Consider the following 20,916-nt stretch of genomic DNA (forward strand, 5'->3'; position numbering starts at 1 on the left):
CCGCCCCCCGCCCCGCTCCGGGCTCCGGCTCCGGGCTCCGGCTCCGGGCTCCGGGCTTCCCGGCTTCCGGGCTTCCGGGCGATCGAGCAGGCGGGCGATCGAGCATGCGGACGTTCGGGCTTGCGGACGTTCGGGCTTGCGGAGCGTTCGGGCTTGCGGAGCGTTCGGGCTTGCGGCCTTGAGCGCGGCCCGGCCACCCACTCCACACGGCAGAGAGCGTGATGTCTGTGAGTCATCGTGATGACTCACAGACATCACGCTCTCTCGAGTGTCCGCCGGCCGGCACCGTCGTGCTCTGCATTAACCTGGCCTCGGGAACGGTCTCGGCGGCCGAGGCCGATCCCCGCTCGGCCGCCGCGGGGGACACGGGCCATGGCGGCGTCGCGCAGGCCAAGACGGCATCGCGGCAGGACCGCCAGGGCCAGCAGGACCGCCAGGGCCAGCAGGACCGCCCAGACCAGCAGGCGGCCCGGTTGCGGCTTCTTAGACCGTCAGGTGGGCGCGCAGGGTGTGCGCGTCGGAAGCGGTTGCCGTCCACAGTGTTGCCAGGCCGCCGGCCAGCGGTAACCGGGCGACGCTGCCCTCGGCCGCAGGATGTTCGGCGGGTCGCGACGGGTCGACCACCAGCAGCGACCCGGTGGCCGGGGCACCGCCGAGGACCGCCGGGCCGGCCCAGCCCGGCGCGTGCGGCCCCACCGCAAGGGACTGGCGCAGCAGTGGTCGGCCCGCGTAGTCGACCTGGGTGTGCACCACGGCGCCGCCGGGCGTCTCGCCGTACCGGCCGCAGATCAGCTCGTCGCGCCAGCGCAAATTCGCGCCGGCGGCCAGCTCGATCCGGGACTCGGCGAGGTGGGCGCAGCCGGCCACCGCGACCAACTGTTCCGGAAGCCAGTGCAGCGTGGCACCGGCGTGCACCACCGCCCGCACCGCCATCCGGGACACGGCACCCGCGCGACCCGGCAGGACGATCGACGCGGCGACGCTGTGCACCCGGACCGCCGCGCCCGGACCCACCTCGATCTCCAGGCGCAGATCGTCCCCGGCGAGCGGCCCGGCCGCCCCGCCGACGAGGTGCACCGTGGCGACACCCCCGTCGGTCGGGGTCTGGCGCAGCAGCAACGGCGTTTCGCCACGCAGCTCGACCAGAGCCGTACCGCCCCGACCGTCGGCCCGGGCGACCAGCCGGGCGCGCGCCCGCATCAGGCCGGGCCGACCGGCGCGGCGAGCGGGTGCAGGGCGGCGTGGTGGGCCAACTCGTGCCGGATCCAGTCTGCTACCGACGTTGCCGTGGGGTCTCCCACGATGGACAGGAAGAGGGTCGGGAGGTCGCCGCGCCGGGCCCGCGCGTCACGATCCATGACGGCGAGGTCGGCACCCACCATCGGTGCCAGGTCAGTCTTGTTGATCACCAGAAGGTCGGCCGCGGTGACCCCTGGCCCGCCCTTGCGGGGCACCTTGTCCCCACCCGCCACGTCGACCACGAAGATCTGCCGGTCGACCAGCCCCCGACTGAAGGTCGCTGTCAGGTTGTCCCCGCCGCTCTCCACGAGGACCAGGTCCAACGGGCCGACCGCCTCGGCCAGTTCGTCGATGGCGTCCAGATTGGCGCCGATGTCGTCGCGGATCGCCGTGTGCGGGCAACAGCCGGTCTCCACCGCGCGGATCCGGGCCGGGTCCAGCACTCCAGCCCGCCGGAGGAAGTCGGCGTCCTCGGTCGTGTAGATGTCGTTGGTCACCACACCAAGCCGCAACTCGTCGGCGAAGGCACGGCAGAGCGCCGCCACCAGGGCCGTCTTGCCGGACCCGACCGGGCCGCCGATGCCGACCCGCAGGGCACGGCCGGCGCGCCCCAACGGCGGGTGAGGGTCCACCCCCGGCTCCGGATGGGTGTGCGGAACGGTTTCGTCGTGGGGTGGGGTGACCGGCGGCGTGGTCGGTTCGACGGCGGGCACAGCGCTCGGCTCAACGGTGTCAGGACGCAAAGAGACGCACCTCCCAGGTGGCATGGATTTCGGCATGGATGTCGGCGAGTGGAGCGGCGGCGGCCGGCAGCCGCTCCGGTGGGTCGTCGGCGGCCCGCGCCGCCTCGGCAGCCGTGCCGTCGCAGGCGTCGGCCAGGCCGACCAGCAGGGCCTGGACCCGGTACGGGTCGAGGCCGAGCAGACGTACGCCGGCGCTGGCCGCCCCGGTGACCGTCCCGTACGCCGCGATCGTGGCGGTCTCCAGGCGGGACAGCCCGGCCGCGGCGCAGAGCAGCCCGAGCACCAGCGGTTGGTGTGCGCCACCGGGCGTTGCCGGCAGGTCGGCGAACGGGGCGTCCGGCCAGATGGCCCGGCCGGCACGCAGCAGCGCCCGCCCCTGCCGGCGCGACACCGCCCGCAGCGCCGGGGCGGCGGTACGCGCGTCCAGCTCCGCGTCGAGCCGGGCCAGCGCCGCCGACCGGACGGCCGGTTCAGTCAGCGCCGCCGACCGGACGCAGGGCTCAGCCAGCGCCGCCGCCCGGTGGGCGGCCGCCGCGAACGCCGCGCCGACCAGACCGGCGGTGGCCAACCGTCCGGCCAGGAACGCCTCCAACGTGGGCAGGTCGGTGACCCGGCCGGCGGCGACGGCCGCCTCCAGGCCACCGGAATGCGCGTGCGCCCCGGCCGGGAAACGCCCGTCGGCCAACAGCAACAGCAGGCTCGGCGTCGCCATCAGAACAGGAAGTACCGCTGGGCCATCGGCAGCCGGGTCACCGGGTCCGGCTCCACCACCTGCCCGTCGATCCGCACCGTGAAGGTGTCCGGGTCCACCTCGATGCGCGGCATCGCGTTGTTCTCCGGCAGGTCGGCCTTGCCCCGTGACCGCACGTCGCTCACCGGTACCACCCGGCGTCGCACGTCCAGGCGGAGCCCGGCGTCCAGGGCCGCCGGGGCCACGAAGGCCAGGCTGGTCGCTGCCGCCGCCGCGCCGTACGCCCCGAACATCGGCCGGGGCAGCATCGGCTGGGGTGTCGGGATCGAGGCGTTGGCGTCACCCATCTGGGCGTACGCGATCATGCCGCCCTTGAGTACCAGGTGCGGTCGGACGCCGAAGAACGCCGGGTCCCAGAGCACCAGGTCGGCGAGCTTGCCCGCCTCGACCGAGCCGATCTCCCGTTCCAGCCCGTTGGCCATCGCCGCGCAGATGGTGTACTTCGCCACGTACCGCCGGACCCGGTGGTTGTCGGCGGCCCCGTCACCCGGCAGCGCGCCGACCCGGTCCTTCATCACGTGCGCGCTCTGCCAGGTCCGCGTGATCACCTCGCCGACCCGGCCCATCGCCTGCGCGTCGGAGCCGATGATCGAGATCGCGCCGAGGTCGTGCAGCAGGTCCTCGGCGGCCATCGTGGACGGCCGGATCCGGCTCTCGGCGAAGGCCAGGTCCTCCGGCACGGACGGGTTGAGATGGTGGCAGACCATCAACATGTCCAGGTGCTCGGCCAGGGTGTTGGCGGTGTACGGCCGGGTCGGGTTGGTCGACGACGGCAACACGTTCGGTTCGCTGGCCACGGTGATGATGTCCGGCGCGTGCCCACCACCGGCGCCCTCGGTGTGGTACGAGTGGATGGCCCGCCCACCGATCGCCCGCAGGGTGTCGGCGACGAACCCGGCCTCGTTGAGCGTGTCGGTGTGGATCGACACCTGCACCCCGGACGCGTCGGCCACCCGCAGGCACGCGTCGATCGCCGCCGGCGTGGTGCCCCAGTCCTCGTGCAGCTTGAAACCGCCCGCGCCGGCCCGCAGCTGTTCCCACAGCGCCTCGCTGGAGACGGTGTTGCCCTTGCCGAGCAGCAGCACGTTGACCGGCATCGTGTCCAGCGCCTCGTGCATCCGGGCCAGGTGCCAGGCGTTCGGGGTGACAGTGGTCGCGCGGGTCCCCTCGGCCGGCCCGGTGCCGCCACCGACCAGCGTGGTGATGCCACTGGCCAGCGCCTCGGTGACGATCTGCGGGCAGATGAAATGGACGTGGGTGTCGACCGCCCCGGCGGTGAGGATGCGACCGTTGCCCGCGATCACCTCGGTCGACGGGCCGATGACCAGGTCGGGGTGGACACCGGGCATGGTGTCCGGGTTGCCGGCCCGGCCGAGCGCCACGATGCGCCCGTCGCGCAGCCCCACGTCGGCCTTGACCACACCCCAGTGGTCGAGCACCACCGCGCCGGTGATGACGGTGTCCAGTGCCCCCTCGGCGCGGGTGGCCCGGGACTGCCCCATCGACTCGCGGATCACCTTCCCGCCGCCGAAGACCGCCTCGTCCCCGCCCACGCAGTGGTCGGTCTCCACCTCGATCAGCAGGTTCGTGTCGGCCAACCGGATCCGGTCACCGGTCGTCGGCCCGTACAGGTCGATGTAGCGGTCGCGCCGCACGGCGCTCACCGCGGCGATCTGTCGACAGTGGGCGTGTGCGGGGATGGGTCCAACGGTCCCGCGCACTCTCCGCGCAGACCCGGCACGACGCGTGCGCCGCCGAGCGGGACCAGGTCGACGCTGCGGCTGATGCCCGGTTCGAACCGGACGGAGGTGCCCGCCGGAACGGCGAGTCGTTGCCCCCAGGCCGCGCCCCGGTCGAACGACAGCGCCGGGTTGGCCTCGGCGAAGTGGTAGTGCGAGCCGACCTGCACCGGGCGGTCGGCGGTGTTGACCACGAGCACTGTGGTCACCGGACGACCCACGTTGATCTCGACCGGGTCGGCCGCCGGCAGGATCTCCCCGGGGATCACGGGATCGGGTGGTGCACCGTCACCAGCTTGGTGCCGTCCGGGAACGTCGCCTCCACCTGCACCTCCCTCAGCAGCTCGGGGATGCCGTCCTGGACGTCGTCACGGCCGAGTACCGATCGGCCGGCCGACATCAGGTCGACCACCGACCGCCCGTCGCGGGCCCCTTCGAGGAGGAACGCGGTGATCACCGCGACGGCTTCGGGGTAGTTGAGGCGCAGGCCGCGCTGGCGGCGGGCGCGGGCGACGTCGGCCGCGACGTGGACGAGCAGGCGGTCCTGCTCGTGCGGGCTGAGGAACACGAGGCTCTCCCGGTGGGTCGGCGTGCCCCCGGCTCGCCGTCGGCTCCACGCGGAGCCACCCCGGGCGGACCCGGGGACGAGCTGGGAGTCACACGACCGCCGGGTCACCGCCGACGGGGCGACCCGGGACTCCACCATCCCGGCCCGCACGACGGGCAACCGGCGGTGTCGGGTCGGATGCGGACCGCACCGCCCACCGCTGAGCAGACCGTAGAGGATCGCCACCGACCGGGGCAACAGTCCATTGGGGATCACGTCGCTCGGCGGCCGGACGCCGGGGCGTGTTCCCGTGGCGCGGCAGGCGGGGGATGATCGCCGGATGACGGCTTCGAGGGGTACCCGCGCACTGCTCGGTGTTCTGTTCCTGGCGGCGGCCACGGTCGGGGCGTGGATTCTCTGGCTGGGTTGGGACACCCGGTACACGGTCGACGCGCAGACCGGCGCGAGCAGCGGCCCGTACGAGCCGTGGCAGGTGATCGGTTGTGTGCTGACGCTCGTGGTGCTGGCCGCGCTCGCCGGGACGCGGCTCAGCCCGTGGCTGGTGGCGCCGGTGATGACTGTGGCGTTCACGGCCGTCTGGTCGTGGCGGGCCGCGTCGACCGACGACAGCGGGCTGTGGGTGGTCGGGGCGATTCTGGTGCTGGTCGGGATGGCGGGCGGCAGCACTGTGGTGAGCCTCGCGGGGCGGCGGGTCGGCCGGCGGTTCGCCGGCCGACCCACCGCGAGATGACCCATGGCCCCGCGGGCGCCGACATGTTAGAAGGGGACGTGCCTGACCTGACAAGCTCCCCCGATGCCACGTCCCTCACGACTCAGCGGCTGCTGTTGCGCCGCTGGCGAAGCGATGATCTGGACGGGTTCGCCGCGGTCAACGCGCAGCCCGAGGTGATGCGCTACATCCATAACGGCCGCACCCTGGACCGGGCCGCGACCGCAGAGCGTCTCGCCACCTATCAGCGGCACTGGGACGAGCACGGCTTCGGCCTGTACGCGGTGGAGATCAGGGAGACCGGCGAGCTGGCCGGTTTCACCGGACTGGCGGTGCCGACCTTCCTGCCCGAGATCATGCCGGCCGTGGAGATCGGCTGGCGGCTCGGCCGCGCGTACTGGGGTCGGGGCCTGGCCACCGAGGCGGCCCAGGCCGTTGTCGCCCACACTCGTGCCGAGCTCGGCCTGCGGCGGCTGGTCAGCATCCACGTCGTCGGCAACGAGGCGTCCGCGCGGGTGATGGTCAAGCTGGGCATGTCACTGGAGCGCGAGACCGTGCAGCCGGACACCGGCCGCCAGGTCCGGGTGTACGCGATGGACCTGTGACCATCCATCGTGGAAACGTGTGAGGTGTGATCTCATGTGGCGGTGATCACTCCGACTCCCCTCATGCGTCTGGTGGCCGGTGTGTGGGGGTTCAAGACCCTCGCGGCCGGCGTCGAACTCGGCCTGTTCACCCGGTTGGCCGGTGGGCGGACGATGACCGTCGAGGAGGTTGCCGCCGAGTTCGGGCTGCCGGACCGGCCCGCGGACCTGTTGCTGGCCGCCAGCGCCTCGCTCGGTCTGCTGGAGAAGTCCGGTGCCGGTTACCGCAACACCGAGTTGGCCGAGCAGTTCCTGGTCGAGGGTCGCCCGTACTACTTCGGCGCGCAGGTCCGTTACTCGGACCTCCGCACCTACCTGCCCTGGCACCGCATCGGGGAGGCGCTGCGCACGGACCGGCCGTTGACCTGGGACCCGGAGGCCCAACAGTCGATGTTCGACACCGCCGACCCGGAGATGCTGGCGCAGTTCTGGGACGCGATGTTCTCCACGTCCAGCTTCACCGCCGGCGCGTTGGCCGAGGCGTACGACTTCTCGGCGCACCGCCGGCTGCTCGACGTCGGTGGCGGCGCCGGCGCGTTCCCGATCGAATTCTGCCAACGCCTGCCCGAGTTGCGGGCGACGGTCCTGGACCTGCCGCACGTCTGCGTGCGGGCCCGGGAGCGGATCGCGGAGGCCGGCCTGACCGGGCGGATCGACGCGGTGGCCGGTGACTTCCTCGCCGACCCGGCGTTGCCGACGGGCCACGACGTCATCCTGCTCAGCATGATCCTGCACGACTGGGACGAGCCGACGAACCGGGCGTTGCTGGCCCGGTGCCACGCGGCGTTACCGCCCGGTGGGGCGATCGTCGTCTGCGAGCTGCTGCTCAACGACGAACGCACCGGGCCGCCCGAGGCGGCTCTGATGGGGATGAACATGCTGGTCGAGACCGAGGGTGGGCGGAACTACTCGGGCGCCGAGTACGCGGCGTGGCTCACCGACGCGGGGTTCGTCGACGTGCGTACGGTGCCGTTCGACGCTCCCGGTGCCAACGGCGCGGTGGTGGCCCGCCGGGCCTGACCGACGACGACACCCGGCCCCGGTGCGCACCGTGGTCCGGGTGTCGCGGCGCCTCACGGCGCTGGCGTCCGATCGGCTACCGGTACGGGTCAGGCGCGCGCCTTGGCCGGCTGCTTCATGAAGTCCAGGACCGCCTTGTTGATTTCGTCGGCGTGGGTCCACGGGATGCCGTGCGGTGCGCCCTTGAGCGTGATGAGCTGGGCGGTCGGCATCATCGGCCCGAGCCGCTGGCCGGTCACCGGGTAGGGCAGCACCCGGTCCTGGTCACCCTGCACGATCAACACCGGAATGTTGATCTTCGGCAGGTCCGGGCGGAAGTCCTCCTGCCAGGCGTCCACACTGTCGTGGGTGGCCTTACCGGAGGCCATCGCACCGATCTGCCAGTGCGCCCGGTACGCCTCTTCGCTGACCCGCTTGCCCATGTTCTGGTCCGGGTTGAAGAACGCGTCGCAGAACGACGTCAGATAGGCGAAGCGGTCCTTGATGATGGCGTCCTGGAAACCCTTGAACAGGCTCCGCTCGACACCCTCCGGGTTGTCGTTGGCCTTGGCCAGCATCGGTTGCAGCGGGCTGAGCAGCACAGCTCGGCTCACCCGTTGCGAACCGTAGTTACCGAGGTAGCGGACCACCTCGCCGGTGCCCATCGAGTGACCGATCAGGGTCACCTCGTTCAGGTCCAGCTCGGTCATCAACACGTCCAGGTCCGCCGCGAACGTGTTGTAGTCGTACCCGAACGCCGGCTGGGCGGAGTTGCCGTTACCGCGCCGATCGTAGGTGATCGTCCGGTATCCGGCGTTGAGCAGCGCGGCGGTCTCCTTCTCCCAGGTCGCGCCGTTGAACGGGAAGCCGTGGATCAGCACCACCGGCTTACCGGAACCGTGATCCTCGTAGTACAGGTCGATGGGCGCGGAGTTTTCCGTACCCACGGTAATGAAAGGCATGTTTGTCTCCTGCTCCGGTTTCAGGCTGTCGGACGCCCCGCGCTTTCCCGCCGGGTCGACGGATATGCGGGCCGTCAGATCGGCCCGACCGGCGGGACAAAGGTTCCCTGAGCCGCCCGCACGGTCCTAACCTCGGGGGGTGAAACTTCCGCCCCGCTTGCGGGCCGTCAGCGACCTGCACGTCGGGCACCCGCAGAACCGGGCGTTCGTGCAGGAACTGCACCCCGACAACGACGGTGACTGGCTGCTCGTCGCCGGGGGACGTCGCCGACCGGTTCGCCGACATCGAGTGGGCGCTCGCGTTGCTGAGCAGCCGGTTCGCGCGCGTCGTCTGGGCACCGGGCAACCACGAGCTGTGGACGCCGCCGGGTGACCCGGTCACCCTGCGCGGTGAGGAGCGCTACCGCGAGCTGGTCCGGATGTGCCGACGACTGGGGGTGCTCACCCCGCAGGACCCGTACCCGGTGTGGGACGGCGACGGCGGCCCGGCCACCATCGCCCCGCTCTTCGTGCTCTACGACTACACGTTCCGGGTGCCCCAGGCGCGCACCCAACAGGAGGCGCTGGCCCTGGCGTACGAGGCCGGGGTGGTCTGCACCGACGAGGCGCTGCTGCACCCCGACCCGTACCCGAGCCGGGAGGCGTGGTGCGCGGCCCGGATCGTCGAGACCGAACGCCGGCTGGCCGACCGCGACCCGGCGCTACCGACGGTACTGGTCAACCACTACCCGCTGGTACGCGAACCCACCGACATCCTGCGCTACCCGCTCTTCGCCCAGTGGTGCGGCACGATCCGCACCGGCGACTGGCACCTGCGCTTCGACGCAGCCACCGTGGTCTACGGGCACCTGCACATTCCCCGCACCACGTTCCACGACGGGGTGCGCTTCGAGGAGGTCTCCCTCGGCTACCCCCGCGAGTGGCAACGACGGGGGCCGGTGCCCGACCCGGTGCGCACCATCAACCCGGCCGACGACCTGCGCCAGCGCTCATCCGTGAACGGGTGAGCGTCAGGGTGTCCGCAACGGCTGGAACGCGGCACGCACCTCGGCGGAGAAGAGTTCCGGCTCCTCCCACGCCGCGAAGTGCCCGCCGCGATCAGCCTCGTTGAAGTACGCGATGCCGGGGTAGACCGCCTCGGCCCAGCTACGCGGCGCGGGCCAGATCTCGCCCGGAAACGTGGTGAAGCCAACCGGAACCGTTACCGGTGGCGGAGCCTGACCGGCCGCCTGGGCCGCGGCTTGAAACCGTCCCTGCTCCCAGTACCACCGGGCGGACGAAGCGCCGGTACCCGTCAACCAGTACAGCGTGATGTTGTCGAGGATGCTGTCCCGGGTGAGACCGCCGGCCGACTCATTGTCGAGAAACGCTCGGGAGATCTTGTAGTAGCTGTCCGTGTCGTGGTCGAGCATCCAGGCCGCCAACCCGACAGGCGAGTCCAGCAGCGAATAGCCGATCGTCTGCGGCCGGGTGGACTGCTCCAGGAAGTAGCCGAAGCCGTCCTTGGCGAACAGGTTGAGCGCGTCCAGCGCGGCGCGTTCCTGCTCGGTTTTCGCCGGCAACTTGTCCTTGATGCCGATCGCCCCGGCGATCAGGTTCACGTGGATGCCGAGCAGCCCATCGGGTGCTTGACGCCCCATGGCGTCGGTGACGGCGGCGCCGACGTCGCCACCCTGCGCGACGTAACGCGCGTACCCGAGGCGGTCCATGAGTTTCGCCCACGCCTGTGCCATCCGCGCGGAATTCCAGCCAGGCTCGGTCGGCTCGCCGGAGAAGCCGTAGCCCGGCAACGACGGCAACACCAGGTGGAACGCGTCCTCGGGCGTGCCGCCGTGCGCCGTCGGGTCGGTCAGCGGCCCGACGGCTCCGAGCAGCTCGACGACCGAGCCCGGCCAGCCGTGCGTCATGATCAGGGGCAGGGCACTCTCGTGCTGCGACCGTACGTGGATGAAGTGAATCTCGACGCCGTCGATGTTCGTCGTGTACTGCGGCAGCGAATTCAGTTTCGTCTCGCACGTACGCCAGTCGTAATCGGTCATCCAGTACCGGGCCAGCTCCTGGATCGTCGCCAACTGCACCCCCTGCGAGCGATCGGTGACCAACTCGCGGGTGGGCCAGCGGGTAGCCGCGATCCGGCGGCGCAGGTCGGCGATCGTGTCCTCCGGGGTGTCGAGCCGGAAGGGACGAATCTCGTTGTCGTTGGGCATCTTCATCACCTCGCCAAGTCGAGTCGGCCAGGGCCGATGCACCGACGGTGCCGGCACTCGCCCAGTCTCACAGCGGGCCGACGCCACCCGGGCCGAAACGCGAATCGTCGACGCGTCTCCGCGTCGCACCCGTGATCAACCGGTGGGCCACCACGATGGGGTCGGCTACCCGCGACTGGCAGCATCCACGACCCGCGCCGACTCTCGCCCGTCAGCGGGTCAGGCCGACCAACGTCGCCAGTCGCGCCACGCCGGCCGGCACCGGCTGCGCGCGGGCGACGTCGGCGATGACGGTACGCGCCAACGGCCGGCACCGAACCTCGGCCGCCGCGACGCTGTCCGCGTCGACCAGGGCGCGTGCCGCCCCGCGTAGGTCACCCAGTTGCAGGTACGTCCGCGCGACGTCGACCAGATAGGCGCCTCGATACTCGGCCGGCAGCCGCGCCACCCCTCCCGCCGCACCACTGTCGAGTGCCTTCGTAGCGCCTCATCGGCGTCACCCCGTTGCGCCGCTACGAGCACCCGCGCCAACTCAACGACGACCGGCCCGAAGCTGGTGCGCTGTGTGTCGTCGTACCCCCGAAGGTTCGCGGCGACGCCCGCGGCCCGATCGATCAGCTCGTCGGCGCGGCGGTGCTCGCCGCACCCAGCAGCAGGCGAGAACGTCCAGGCGGCCATGGCCGAGACGCTAACCCGCAGGCTCGGTCGCTCCGTCGCCGTCACCGAGCTGGGCTTCGGTGCGGCCGACAGCGTCGGAACGTGCGCCTACCCCGCGTCCGTTGACGGCGCGATCGATACCGCCGAGCAGATCTGGACGAGGCTCGCCAAGCACCTCAGCTCTGAGGTCAGCGGGCCGTTCGACAGCGGCAAAGCCCTACAGGCGGCACTCGGTTGACGGTATGACCCGAGCGACGTGACCGTCAGCAGGAGCGGCCGACAGCAAGTCACCTCCACCGACGTCCAGTCGCTGTACGCGCTGGCGGACCACTTCACCGATCTGGATCGACGTCACGGCAGCGGCTCTCGGCGCACCCGTTCCCTCATGGCCGACTTCCTCGTACGCCAGGTCACCCTCATGCTGCACGGCACCTACACCGACGCCGTGGGACGCGACCTCATGCGCGCAGCCGCGACACTGTGCGGACAACTCGCCTTCATGTCGTACGACGCGGGCGACCATGCCACTGCCCAACAACACGTGACCGTCGCCTTGCGGCTCGCCAAGGCCGCCGACGACCGCCTCTACGGCGCTCACCTGCTGGCCAACCTCGCTACTCAGGCCGTGCACCTGGGCCACTCCCGGGACGCGGCCCGGCTCGCCGAAGCGGCCATCGACGGGGCAGGACGCGCGCCGGCCGCCGTGCTCGCTCGGCTACACGCCACCGCGGCCACCGCGTACGGGCAGTCAGGCGAGCGACGCGGCTGCCAACTCGCGCTCGCCAGAGCCGAGCGCGCTCTCGACCGCGCAGACGCAGTCCCCGGCCCACGCTGGGTCACCTACTTCAGCCCTGCCCACCTCGCCGGAGCCGCACTAAGGTGCCTGGGCGACCTACAGCTGTATTCGCAGGCCCTTGACCACGCGACCGTCGCTCTCACCCCCGCCAGCGAGAACACCCGGACGCGTGCCCTACACACTGCTCTCGTCGCCGTGACTCATGCACGCGCTGGGGACACCGACGCCGCCTGCGAATGGGGTCGGAAGTTGGCACGGCACGCTTCAGGCATCCATTCGGCGCGTGTTCAACAGCGCGTCCGCGAACTGACTTCGACACTCAGCCCTCAGCAGGCGTCGCCCCAGGTCAACGAGGTCCTGCACAGCCTCGCGACCCTGCCGACAGCCGCATAGCGCGAGAGCCCACCTGGACCCTTCCGCTAGCGTCACCCAGGTGACCTGGACGGAGCCCGCCACGTGGTACGCCAACCTGGCTTCCTTCTACACCGCCGCCGCGGCCTTCATCACCGACCCGGCCGGCAACGTGCTGCTCGTCAAGCCGACGTACCGCGACCACTGGGCCTTCCCCGGCGGCTATGTCGACGAGGGCGAATACCCACACGACGCCTGCTCCCGTGAGATCCGAGAGGAGTTGGGGATGTCTGTGGCAGTGAGTGACCTGCTCGTTGTGGACTGGGCGCCATCCGTCGGACAGCGGCCACGGGCGATTGTCAGCTTCATGTTCGACTGCGGGTCCATCGCCAACGTCGATGGTTTCGACCTGCCAGGAGAGGAGTTGGAGGACGCCGCCTTCTTCTCGCCTCAAGAGGCCGAGCAGCATCTTCCCGGCAACGTCGCCCCACGAGTTCGTGCGGCGATGACCGCTCGTGGCCTACACGCTCCGCTGTACCTTGCTGGCGGCTCGGTCGTTCCGCCGTCGTCCATTGACGCAGCAGAACACGAAGCAGGGCCTCGGTCGCAGACTGCGTGAACCAATCCGGGCGTGCAGGTCGAGTCGTCCCTAGCCCACCAGCTCAAAGAGCTGATCAAGGATCTGAGCTGGCCCATGTTCGACGCCGATAGCTCTCATCGTCAATCCTCGGCGGTATCTGATCGGCGCGGGAAACTTGGCTTCTGAGCATGCTTGGACGTTGTGTCAGCCACGCCATCACCGTAGGCGGTTCGCCCTCGCAGCCTGGATGGCCCAGACGTTGCCGAGAAGAAGGCCGCCCACGAGTCCAGCAAAGAGTGCGCCTCCCCCACCAGTCATGCCGGTCACTCTGAAGAAGATCCAGGCGGCCACGGCAACGACTGTCGAACTGATACCGAGCACTGCCGGAATGCCTTTGCCGGAAAGCCATCGCCTTATCCCGACGACTATCAATGACGATCCGATCAGCAGGCCCGCAAGCAGACACAGCGCCGATGTAAGGGCCTGCGCAGAGCTTGCGGTTAGTGCGACTCCGAACGTGATCGCGGCCAGGCCAACGACTAGGGAGAGTGGCGCCGCTCTACGCGGCCACGCACGATCATCGCGATGCGGAACCTGCTCGGCTTCGGTCACGGCCGAGATACTGCCATGCCGGCTGACCATAGGACGGAAGGCGAGCGGCACGCTCTTGCCATCTCGTCTGCCGTCGACCACGCCCCCTTGGAGCTGACCGGGCCAGAAGGACGAGGGCCTTGGCGAGGCGCTGGTTTGCGCCCGTTCGACGCTGTGGGCGGCCGCCGGTCGGCGTCCGGCGGCCGCCCACGCCGCGCTCAGCTGGCGTAGACCTCCAGCGTCGACAGTTGTCCGGCCGGCCAGCCGGTGTTGCCGGTGACGGTGATCCGCACGTAGCGCGCCTGCGCGGCGGTGAACGTGAGCGTCACCTGGTTACCCGTCGACGGGTCGAAGGTCCGCCCCGCCGATCCGACCAGCGTGCCGAAGCTGCCCCCGTCGACGCTCCCCTGCACGGAGAGAGTCTGCGTCCGACTCCCCCACGCCGATGACGGCGGCAGCTTCAGCACCACCCGCCCGACCGTGCGCGAGGAACCCAGGTCGACCTGCACCCACTGCGGGAACGCGTTGTTGGCGCTCTCCCAGTAGGTGTTCGGGTCACCGTCGACCACGTTGCCCGACCCGTAGCTCTGGACGTGGCCGCTCTCCGACGTCGGTCGACCCCGGGCTAGGTCCGAGTTGGCCGCCGCGTCGGTGGTGGCGGTGACCGCGTTGGACGCGCTGGAGGCGTTACCGGCGGCGTCGCGGGCGGTGACGGTGAAGGTGTACGCGGTGGACGGGCTGAGCCCACTCACTGTCGCCGTGGTGCCCGTAACTGTGGCGACGACATTGCCGCCCTGGCGTACCTGGTAACCGGTCACGCCGGTGTCGTCGGTGGAGGCCGTCCACGCCAGGGACACGCTCGTCGACGTCTTGCCGGTCACCGCGAGGCCACTCAGCGCGGTCGGTGGGTTGTCCGGGGCGGTGCTGCCCGCGTACACCTCGACCTGGGCGAGTTGCGCGGCCGGCCAGCCGGTGTTGCCGCTGATGCTGAGGCGGACGTGGCGGGCCGTGGTGGTCGGCAGCGTGCGGGTGACGGTGTTGCCGGTTTCCGGGTCGAAGGTGAACGCGGAGGCCCCGGTGATGGTGGCGAAGGAGCTGCCGTCGATGCCGCCCTGCACGGTGATGGTCTGGGTGCGCGCGCCCCAGCCGGTGGGGAGCCGCAGCACGAGTTTGTTGACCTGGTGGTTGGCGCCGAGGTCGACCTGCCACCAGTGAGGGAAGGAGCCACCACCGCTCTCCCAGTAGCTACCGGCGTTCGAGTCCACCGCGTTCGACGCCGGGAACCCGCCGCCCTGGCTGCTGGCGGAGGTCGGTCGACCGGCGGCCAGGTTGCCGCCGGTCGAGGGTGGGTCGCCGACCATCGGTGGCGTGGGCCGCACGGCGGTGAGGGCCAGTTGTCCCTTGAGCATCCGGCCGCCGTCGGCGGTGATCCGCAGGTAGTAGTCGGCGGAGCAGGCCACGCCGTCCTCGTCCAGGGCCCGGATGTTCGCGCCGGCCGGGGTGGTGGCCTGCGTCTCGGACGTCTTGGCGATCTGGTTGCCCTCGTTGTACTCGTCGAACATGGACACGTACAGGCCCTGGGAGCCGAGCCGGACCATGTTGTAGATGTGCCGCCAGTAGAAGTCGCCGTGCTTGCGGTGCCCACCGGCGAGGTCGCCGGGCATCACGCAGGGCAGATAGTCGATGCCGCGCGCCGCGCAGTCGGCCATGTCGCCGACGTTGACGTTGTTGTAGTAGGAGTCCAGCTCCTCCACGGTCCTGGCCCGGTAGACCATCCACGGTGAGATCGCGTGGAACGCGTGGTAGACGTCGAGGAAGCCGGGGCGGGAGTCCTCGATGCCCTGCCGCCACCAGGTGGGCACGCCGCCGATGACGTAGCAGCCCTGCGCCTTGAACCAGTTGATGACCTCCAGGCAGGGCCCGGGGGTGAAGGGTCGGCTGGGCTCGCTGAACCCGAATCCCCAGATGCAGACGACCGGTTTGCCGTTCTGTCGGGCGTACGCGGACGACGCGGTGTGCGCCGCCATCTTCGTCGTCCAGTCGGTCTTGATCTCCGACTGGAAGCTCAACCAGTCGGTGACGTCGTACATGATGTAGAACTTGCGGCTGTACCGCTCGGCTGCGGAGCGCACCTTCTGCGCCATCGCGTCGCGGGTCGGGCCCTCGTCGCCCATCGGGTTGAACCGTTGCAGCGCGGCGGTGTCGCAGCCGTACTCCTGCATCCAGCGGAAGTGGGTGTCCACCGTCTGCTGGTCGAACGAGGAGAAGAGGGTGGCCTGCGAGCCGTTGCCCAGGTTGGGGTACGCGGTGGGATAGCTGCGCGTGTATTCGCGCATGTCCGGCCAGGACACGATTGTGGTGTTGGCGGGTGAGGGTGGCTGGAACCGCTCGCGGCTCCAGTGCCACCATCCGCCGATCGGCGCACCGTCGCCGGGGGCGCTGAACCAGCCCTGGTAGCCGACCGTCACCTTGCCGACCACGTCTCCGGGAGGACTGGCGGCGTGCGCGGGGCTGGCCACTGTGGTGAGCAGTTCGGTGGTGGAGGCGGTGGCGAGGGCGGACCCGGCCAGCACCGATGTGACGAACCTGCGGCGGGACACCGCCATGACGACCACTCCTTCTTCGACGGAAGGCATTGACGGCCATCGTGGCAGTAATGGATACCGCCCCGCAAGAGTTAGACTGATCGATGAAATTCCCGATCAGGCGACGGGAATTATGCGCTGGACTGTCAGTGGCTGAGCGCCCACGCCGGGGACAGGATCTGGCTGCCGGCTTGGCGGCGGCGGGCGTCGCGCACCGTCATCCGCACGCCCTCGGTGAAGCCGATTTTGGGGTACCACCCAAGCAGCTCGCGCGCCTTGCGGGTGTCCAGCGCCATGTTGCGCACCTCACCCGGCCACGGCAGCGGCTCGTAAGAGGCCGCGCCGTCGACGCCGGACGCCTCCCGGACCGTGTCGTACACCTCGTTGACGCTCGTCTGCCGACCCGAGCCGATGTTGACCGTACCCACCCCGTTGTGGTGACAGGCGAGCGCGATCGCCTCGGCGACATCGTCGACGTAGACGAAGTCCCGGGTCTGCGTACCGTCGCCGTGGATGACCGCCTGCTGTTCCCCGAGCAGCGCATCGACCATCAGGGACACCACGCCGCAGTCGCCGCCCTCCTGCCGGGGCCCGTAGACATTCCCCAACACCATCGAGGTGTACGACAGGCCGTGCTGACGCGCGTACCAGTCGAGGTAGTGCACGCCGACGGCCTTGCTGACGCCGTACGGGCTCACCGGGGCGATCGGATGGTCCTCGCAAACCGGCAACTCGTTCGCGGCGACGCTGCCGTAGATCTCGCTGCTGGCCGCGTTGATCAGCAGCCGTACGCCGCTACGAGCGCAGGCGTCCAGCACGTTGACGGTGCCGAACACGTTCACGTCGGCGTCGTACAGCGGTGAACGACGGGCCATGGGAACGCTCGGCTGTGCGGCGAGGTGCACCACCACGTCCGGCTGCCACTGACGGATGACCTCGACACCCTCCGACGCACGGATGTCACCCGAGATGACGTCCTCCCCGGTCAACCCGCCGCATGCGGCGTCGGCCAGGTTGTCGATCCGGCCGGTGGAGAAGTTGTCCAGCACCCGGACCTCGCTGCCCATCAGCATCAGCCGGGCGACCACGTGGCTGCCGATGAAGCCGGCGCCTCCGGTCACCAGAACGCGCCGGGGCAACAGGTCCGTCGGCGGGTCGACACCGACAGCGGTAACGGGTAGGTCCATTGGGAACTCCTTGGAACGACGGAACGGTCGGCCCGCAGCAGTAACCGGCCGACGGTAACCCACCCAAGGACCACCAAACGGACACTTAGCCCAATGCCCCATGTGGATATGAGAGTTTCGACACCGTAAGTTGCCTTTTAGCCAATTCGGCCCTATTCGACCTGCGTCGCTAGTAATTTGCTCCCGAGGTGTGCTCGCCGACCTGCCCGGGGAGCACCTCACGGAGAGAAGGATGACGGCGCCACGATGAGAGTGCTGCTCGCCGGCGCCGGGCTGGGCGGTGTGGTGACAGTGGTCAGCCTGCTACCCGGGCCGGTCGGCCTGATCGCCGCCATCACCGTGCTGTGCACCGGCGCGTTCCTGCTCTGGCCCTGGGCCGTACTGCCGGTCGGCATCATCGGCGGCGCCCTGCTCAGCGGCGGTGACATGCGCGGCTTCATCGCGGTGAAGCTGCTGCTGCTGGCCGCTGGCGGCGCCGCGCTGGCCGTGCGCCACTGGCTGAGGGTCGAGACGGTGCCGGAGCCGACATCGGCTCCGACACCGTCGCTACAACCGATCCCCGCTACGGGGTCGGGTACCGGGTCAGGTAGACCGGAGCGCCGACCTTGGTCATGTCCGCCGCGTCACCGACACCGTTGACCACATGGTCGATCGTGCCGGCGTTGAGGTTGACGGTCATGATGTGGTGCAGCCGCACCCCCGGCCGATTCGGGACCTCGAAGCCGTTCTCGGTGTGGATCGACGGGTTGTTCTGGTTGAAGACGTACACCCCGCCGCCGTACAGGGTGTGGTGACGCACCCGGTCAGCGACCTTGTACCCGGCCCAACCCTCGACCGGTCCGTTCATCCAGTCGGCCTGCGTCGGCGGGTCGTACGGCAGCTCGTTCTGGTAGAGGACCGTGGTGCCGTGCTCGCCGTTCCAGACCGTGTTGTAGCGCTGGAAGTGCTCGACGAACAGCCCGGTAGCGGTCACGTGGTCGCCGTTGATGATGGCGCCGTAGCGACCGGTGTTGGTCCGCCAGCGGTCGGTGTCACCGTTGACGCCCTCGGTGAAGCCCTCGACGCCGTGATCGCCGCGCCAGACCCAGGTGTGGTCGATGAGCACGTTGTCGCTGTTGACCTCCAGCGCGGTGTTGGTCCGTCCGATGTGCGGGCCGCCGACCCGGAAGTACACGTCGGAGAGCGTGGTCGGGTTGTGCGGGCTGCTCGCGTTGTGGCCGTGCTGGCGTCCGACCCGCAGGAGGACCGGCGATTCGACGGTGCCGGCGTCGATTGTGACACCGGCGATGATCACGCCGGGCACACCGGCCACGTCCAGCGGGATCGCGCCGTTCACGGCGGTGAGCGTGGCGTGCCCGATTCCGAGCACGACGGTGTTCGGGCGCCGAACCTCGATGCTGCGGGCAATGTCGTAGGTGCCGGGGGTGAGCAGCAGGTGCTTGCCGCGCGCCAACTGGCTGTTGATGACGTGGACCGAGTCGGACGGCTTGGCGATGAAGAAGTCACCGATCCCGATGGTCCGTCCCGGCGTGATGCCGTCGGCCCAGGAGACGCCCCTGCTGTCGCGCTGCGCGGCGGGCACCCGCACCTGGTAGCGACCCTTGCCGTCGACGAAGAGGTAGGGCTTCTCCCGGCTGACCGGGGTGGTCTCCAGGGTGGTGTACGGCGGGTCGGGGAAGGTCGCGTCGTCCGGCGCGCCCTCGACTCCCGCGAAGACCTGGTTCCACACCGCGTTTGACCAGCTCGCGACCTCGCTGTTGCGGGTCAGCCACTGCTGCTGCGAGCCGTTGGTGGTGGCCGGCAGCCGCGAGTCGGCGATGAAGCCACCGCTGGCGTACTGCGGGCCGGCGGTGCAGTAGTCCATCAGCGACAGACCGCCGCCGCCGATGTTCAGCCGGCGCATCGACACCGCCTGCGAGACCGCCCAGAAGTTCGCCGTCGACCGGCAGTCGTCCTGGCCGGCCGCGTTGATGGTGAGCGAGAGGTTGGACAGGGTGCGCCAGAAGTTCACCAGCGCGAGGCAGTTGCCGGTGCCGCCGTCGGCGAGGCAGCGGTTGTAGACCTCAAGTTTGCCGTCAATGGTGACGTCGGTGGGCGAGGCGCCCAGGCCGGACACCTCGGTGTAGTAGCCGACCTTGGCCTGCAACGGCTGCGCGGCCGTGCCGTACGTGCCCGGCTTGAACAGGTAGGCGTGCCGCTCGGTGCCCATCTCGTTGTCGACCTGCCGGGCGTGCGCGGCGTCGAGGGTCTGCTGGATCTCGGCGACCGGCATGGACGGGTCGAAGATCGTCACGTTCGGGCCGAAGTCGGGCGCGCCGTGGGTCGGGCGACCGGCGGTGGCGGCGGTGCTGGTCATGGTGATCGCGGCGGTCACCAGCAGAGCAAGGGTGAGGGTACGTCGGGACGGGCCTGTCATGTGGTTCGTCCTCTCCGCTGGCCGGACCGTTCGGCCGACACAGCTGGGGTGGTGTGAGAGCGCTCTCTGAGCCCCGTGGCCGACAGTGGGGTCACGGCGAAGGGGTCGACATGTTTCTACCCGGTGAACCGGCCGCGCGCCATGGCACGGGCCGGGCTCACGCCGACGCTCAGTCGGGCAGCACCGGCGCAAGCATGTCCAACAGGGCCTGGTGGTGGCGGCCGGTACTGAACAGCGCGGTTCCGTTCCCGACGAGGAGGGGTCGCCGCGAAGGTCGGTCGCTCTCCCGCCGGCTTCTTCAAGGATCACGGGAAGGGGCGCTAGGTCCTCGTAACCCATCTCGGAGCCGGCGATCACCACGGCGTCCACCAACCCGGTCAACAGGCCACCGACGCGGACTATGCTTCCGGCCCGTCCTCGGTCAGGAACTCGTCGATCATCGGGGCCAGCCAGTCGGCGCGCTGCGGGATCGTGGTGTGCGTGGTGCCGGGCAGGATGGCCAGCCGGCAGGCCGGCAGGCCGGTCAGGTCGCCGGGCACCGCGCCGCCGAGCAGCCGGAACATCCGCACCGCGTGTTCGGGTTGGACGATGTCCGCGTCGGCCAGCACGATCATGGTGGGTGCGGCCAGCGCGCGGATCTGTTCGGGCGTCCAGCACGGCAGTTTCGCGTCGAGGACCTTCATCTTGGTGACCAGAGTGGCCCAACCCGCCGGGTCCGGCGCGGTCCGCAGGTACTCCTCGTGGAACTCCGAACCGTGCAGGTGCTCCGGTTGCAGGTCCTGGATCCCGTCTAGCAGCCCGGGGTGCAGGCCGTCCTCGTCGAAGCTCACCGAGGCGAGCACCAGCCGGCCCACCCGGTCGGCGTGGTGGGTGCCGAGGCGCAGCGCGACCGCCGCGCCCATGCTCCAGCCGTACACGTCCGCCCGCCTGACGCCCAACCGGTCGAGCAACTCGACCACGTCCGCGGCGAAGTGCTCCACGGTCAGTGGGCGGTCCACGTCAGGTGTGCGCCCGTGGGCCTGCAACTCCACGGCGATCACCCGCCGGTTCCTCGCCAGCGACGGCAGGATCGTGCCGAACGACGTACCGATGCCGGAGAGCGCGCCGTGGATCAGCACCAGCGGGCGACCCTCACCATTGCCGTGCGTCTCGTGGTAGATGTCCATGCCCACACGGTGCGCCAGCGCGCTTA

Annotated in this window: 21 protein-coding genes and 1 pseudogene; 8 read left to right on the top strand and 14 right to left on the bottom strand. The window is 70.2% G+C overall.

Annotated features, from left to right (window positions below):
- Positions 1-483 precede the first annotated feature (483 nt).
- From DLJ59_RS18125 to DLJ59_RS18150, 6 genes are read right to left on the bottom strand one after another with little or no spacing between them, the layout of a single operon-like run.
- A complete protein-coding gene (locus tag DLJ59_RS18125) occupies positions 484-1,200 on the bottom strand; it encodes an urease accessory protein UreD (protein WP_124773825.1) in 717 nt (238 codons plus the stop codon).
- Positions 1,200-1,982: an urease accessory protein UreG gene (gene ureG, locus DLJ59_RS18130; protein WP_124773826.1), complete on the bottom strand. Its 783-nt coding sequence runs from the start codon at positions 1,980-1,982 to the stop codon at positions 1,200-1,202. Before ureG ends, DLJ59_RS18125 begins: the two co-directional genes overlap by 1 nt.
- Positions 1,972-2,694, bottom strand: coding sequence for an urease accessory protein UreF (locus DLJ59_RS18135; RefSeq protein ID WP_124773827.1), 723 nt, complete (start codon positions 2,692-2,694; stop codon positions 1,972-1,974). The genes ureG and DLJ59_RS18135 overlap by 11 nt, the downstream gene beginning before the upstream one ends.
- A complete protein-coding gene (locus DLJ59_RS18140; RefSeq protein ID WP_124773828.1) occupies positions 2,694-4,397 on the bottom strand; it encodes an urease subunit alpha in 1,704 nt (567 codons plus the stop codon). The genes DLJ59_RS18135 and DLJ59_RS18140 overlap by 1 nt, the downstream gene beginning before the upstream one ends.
- Positions 4,394-4,741 (bottom strand): urease subunit beta, encoded by a 348-nt coding sequence (locus tag DLJ59_RS18145; protein WP_124773829.1) that lies wholly within the window; start codon positions 4,739-4,741, stop codon positions 4,394-4,396. The genes DLJ59_RS18140 and DLJ59_RS18145 overlap by 4 nt, the downstream gene beginning before the upstream one ends.
- Positions 4,738-5,040 (bottom strand): urease subunit gamma, encoded by a 303-nt coding sequence (locus DLJ59_RS18150; RefSeq protein WP_124773844.1) that lies wholly within the window; start codon positions 5,038-5,040, stop codon positions 4,738-4,740. The genes DLJ59_RS18145 and DLJ59_RS18150 overlap by 4 nt, the downstream gene beginning before the upstream one ends.
- Before the next feature lie 319 nt (positions 5,041-5,359).
- Here DLJ59_RS18150 and DLJ59_RS18155 point away from each other — a divergent pair, with 319 nt between their 5' ends.
- The 3 genes from DLJ59_RS18155 to DLJ59_RS18165 are packed head-to-tail and all read left to right on the top strand — an operon-like array spanning position 5,360 to position 7,413.
- Complete coding sequence (locus DLJ59_RS18155; RefSeq protein WP_124773830.1) at positions 5,360-5,770, top strand: hypothetical protein; 411 nt, start codon at positions 5,360-5,362, stop codon at positions 5,768-5,770.
- Positions 5,771-5,808: 38 nt separating this feature from the next.
- Positions 5,809-6,354 (top strand): GNAT family N-acetyltransferase, encoded by a 546-nt coding sequence (locus DLJ59_RS18160; RefSeq protein WP_244236093.1) that lies wholly within the window; start codon positions 5,809-5,811, stop codon positions 6,352-6,354.
- Between the two features lie 42 nt (positions 6,355-6,396).
- Complete coding sequence (locus DLJ59_RS18165) at positions 6,397-7,413, top strand: methyltransferase (protein ID WP_124773831.1); 1,017 nt, start codon at positions 6,397-6,399, stop codon at positions 7,411-7,413.
- Between the two features lie 89 nt (positions 7,414-7,502).
- Here the strand turns inward: DLJ59_RS18165 and DLJ59_RS18170 are convergent, their stop codons facing one another.
- Entirely contained in the window at positions 7,503-8,354 is an 852-nt protein-coding gene (locus DLJ59_RS18170; RefSeq protein WP_124773832.1) for an alpha/beta fold hydrolase, read from the bottom strand.
- 139 nt (positions 8,355-8,493) lie between these two features.
- Here DLJ59_RS18170 and DLJ59_RS18175 point away from each other — a divergent pair.
- Positions 8,494-9,361 (top strand): annotated as a pseudogene (locus tag DLJ59_RS18175) (metallophosphoesterase family protein).
- Positions 9,362-9,364: 3 nt separating this feature from the next.
- Here the strand turns inward: DLJ59_RS18175 and DLJ59_RS18180 are convergent.
- Together DLJ59_RS18180 and DLJ59_RS37510 are read right to left on the bottom strand one after the other, a co-directional pair.
- Positions 9,365-10,561: an epoxide hydrolase family protein gene (locus DLJ59_RS18180; protein ID WP_244236094.1), complete on the bottom strand. Its 1,197-nt coding sequence runs from the start codon at positions 10,559-10,561 to the stop codon at positions 9,365-9,367.
- Positions 10,562-10,772: 211 nt separating this feature from the next.
- Positions 10,773-11,009 carry a hypothetical protein gene (locus DLJ59_RS37510; protein WP_244236095.1) on the bottom strand — a complete coding sequence of 79 codons (237 nt, stop codon included), beginning with the start codon at positions 11,007-11,009 and terminating at the stop codon, positions 10,773-10,775.
- Positions 11,010-11,237: 228 nt separating this feature from the next.
- On the opposite strand from DLJ59_RS37510, the gene DLJ59_RS18190 reads away from it, so the two are divergent.
- The 3 genes from DLJ59_RS18190 to DLJ59_RS18200 are packed head-to-tail and all read left to right on the top strand — an operon-like array spanning position 11,238 to position 12,984.
- Positions 11,238-11,456 carry a hypothetical protein gene (locus tag DLJ59_RS18190; RefSeq protein WP_124773834.1) on the top strand — a complete coding sequence of 73 codons (219 nt, stop codon included), beginning with the start codon at positions 11,238-11,240 and terminating at the stop codon, positions 11,454-11,456.
- 18 nt (positions 11,457-11,474) lie between these two features.
- Positions 11,475-12,407 (top strand): NsdA family TPR-like regulatory protein, encoded by a 933-nt coding sequence (locus DLJ59_RS18195; RefSeq protein WP_124773835.1) that lies wholly within the window; start codon positions 11,475-11,477, stop codon positions 12,405-12,407.
- Between the two features lie 40 nt (positions 12,408-12,447).
- Positions 12,448-12,984 (top strand): NUDIX domain-containing protein, encoded by a 537-nt coding sequence (locus DLJ59_RS18200; RefSeq protein WP_158630859.1) that lies wholly within the window; start codon positions 12,448-12,450, stop codon positions 12,982-12,984.
- Positions 12,985-13,161: 177 nt separating this feature from the next.
- Here DLJ59_RS18200 and DLJ59_RS18205 read toward each other — a convergent pair whose 3' ends face one another.
- The 3 genes from DLJ59_RS18205 to DLJ59_RS18215 all read right to left on the bottom strand — a co-directional run bounded on the left by DLJ59_RS18205 (position 13,162) and on the right by DLJ59_RS18215 (position 17,308).
- A complete protein-coding gene (locus DLJ59_RS18205; RefSeq protein WP_124773837.1) occupies positions 13,162-13,557 on the bottom strand; it encodes a hypothetical protein in 396 nt (131 codons plus the stop codon).
- Between the two features lie 197 nt (positions 13,558-13,754).
- Positions 13,755-16,172: a glycoside hydrolase family 99 protein gene (locus tag DLJ59_RS18210; protein WP_244236096.1), complete on the bottom strand. Its 2,418-nt coding sequence runs from the start codon at positions 16,170-16,172 to the stop codon at positions 13,755-13,757.
- A 95-nt stretch (positions 16,173-16,267) separates the two neighbouring features.
- A complete protein-coding gene (locus tag DLJ59_RS18215; RefSeq protein ID WP_158630860.1) occupies positions 16,268-17,308 on the bottom strand; it encodes a GDP-mannose 4,6-dehydratase in 1,041 nt (346 codons plus the stop codon).
- 246 nt (positions 17,309-17,554) lie between these two features.
- Here DLJ59_RS18215 and DLJ59_RS18220 point away from each other — a divergent pair, with 246 nt between their 5' ends.
- Entirely contained in the window at positions 17,555-17,947 is a 393-nt protein-coding gene (locus DLJ59_RS18220) for a hypothetical protein (protein ID WP_124773839.1), read from the top strand.
- On the opposite strand, the gene DLJ59_RS18225 is transcribed toward DLJ59_RS18220, so the two are convergent.
- Both DLJ59_RS18225 and DLJ59_RS18230 read right to left on the bottom strand, forming a co-directional pair.
- Positions 17,871-19,724: an adenylyl cyclase gene (locus tag DLJ59_RS18225; protein ID WP_124773840.1), complete on the bottom strand. Its 1,854-nt coding sequence runs from the start codon at positions 19,722-19,724 to the stop codon at positions 17,871-17,873. The two genes, DLJ59_RS18220 and DLJ59_RS18225, sit on opposite strands and share 77 nt — an antisense overlap.
- 398 nt (positions 19,725-20,122) lie before the next feature.
- The gene (locus tag DLJ59_RS18230; protein WP_124773841.1) at positions 20,123-20,890 is read right to left on the bottom strand and encodes an alpha/beta fold hydrolase; all 768 of its coding nucleotides are present in this window, start codon (positions 20,888-20,890) and stop codon (positions 20,123-20,125) included.
- Positions 20,891-20,916 lie beyond the last annotated feature (26 nt).

The organism is Micromonospora inaquosa, assembly GCF_003857055.1.
Classification (GTDB): domain Bacteria; phylum Actinomycetota; class Actinomycetes; order Mycobacteriales; family Micromonosporaceae; genus Micromonospora; species Micromonospora inaquosa.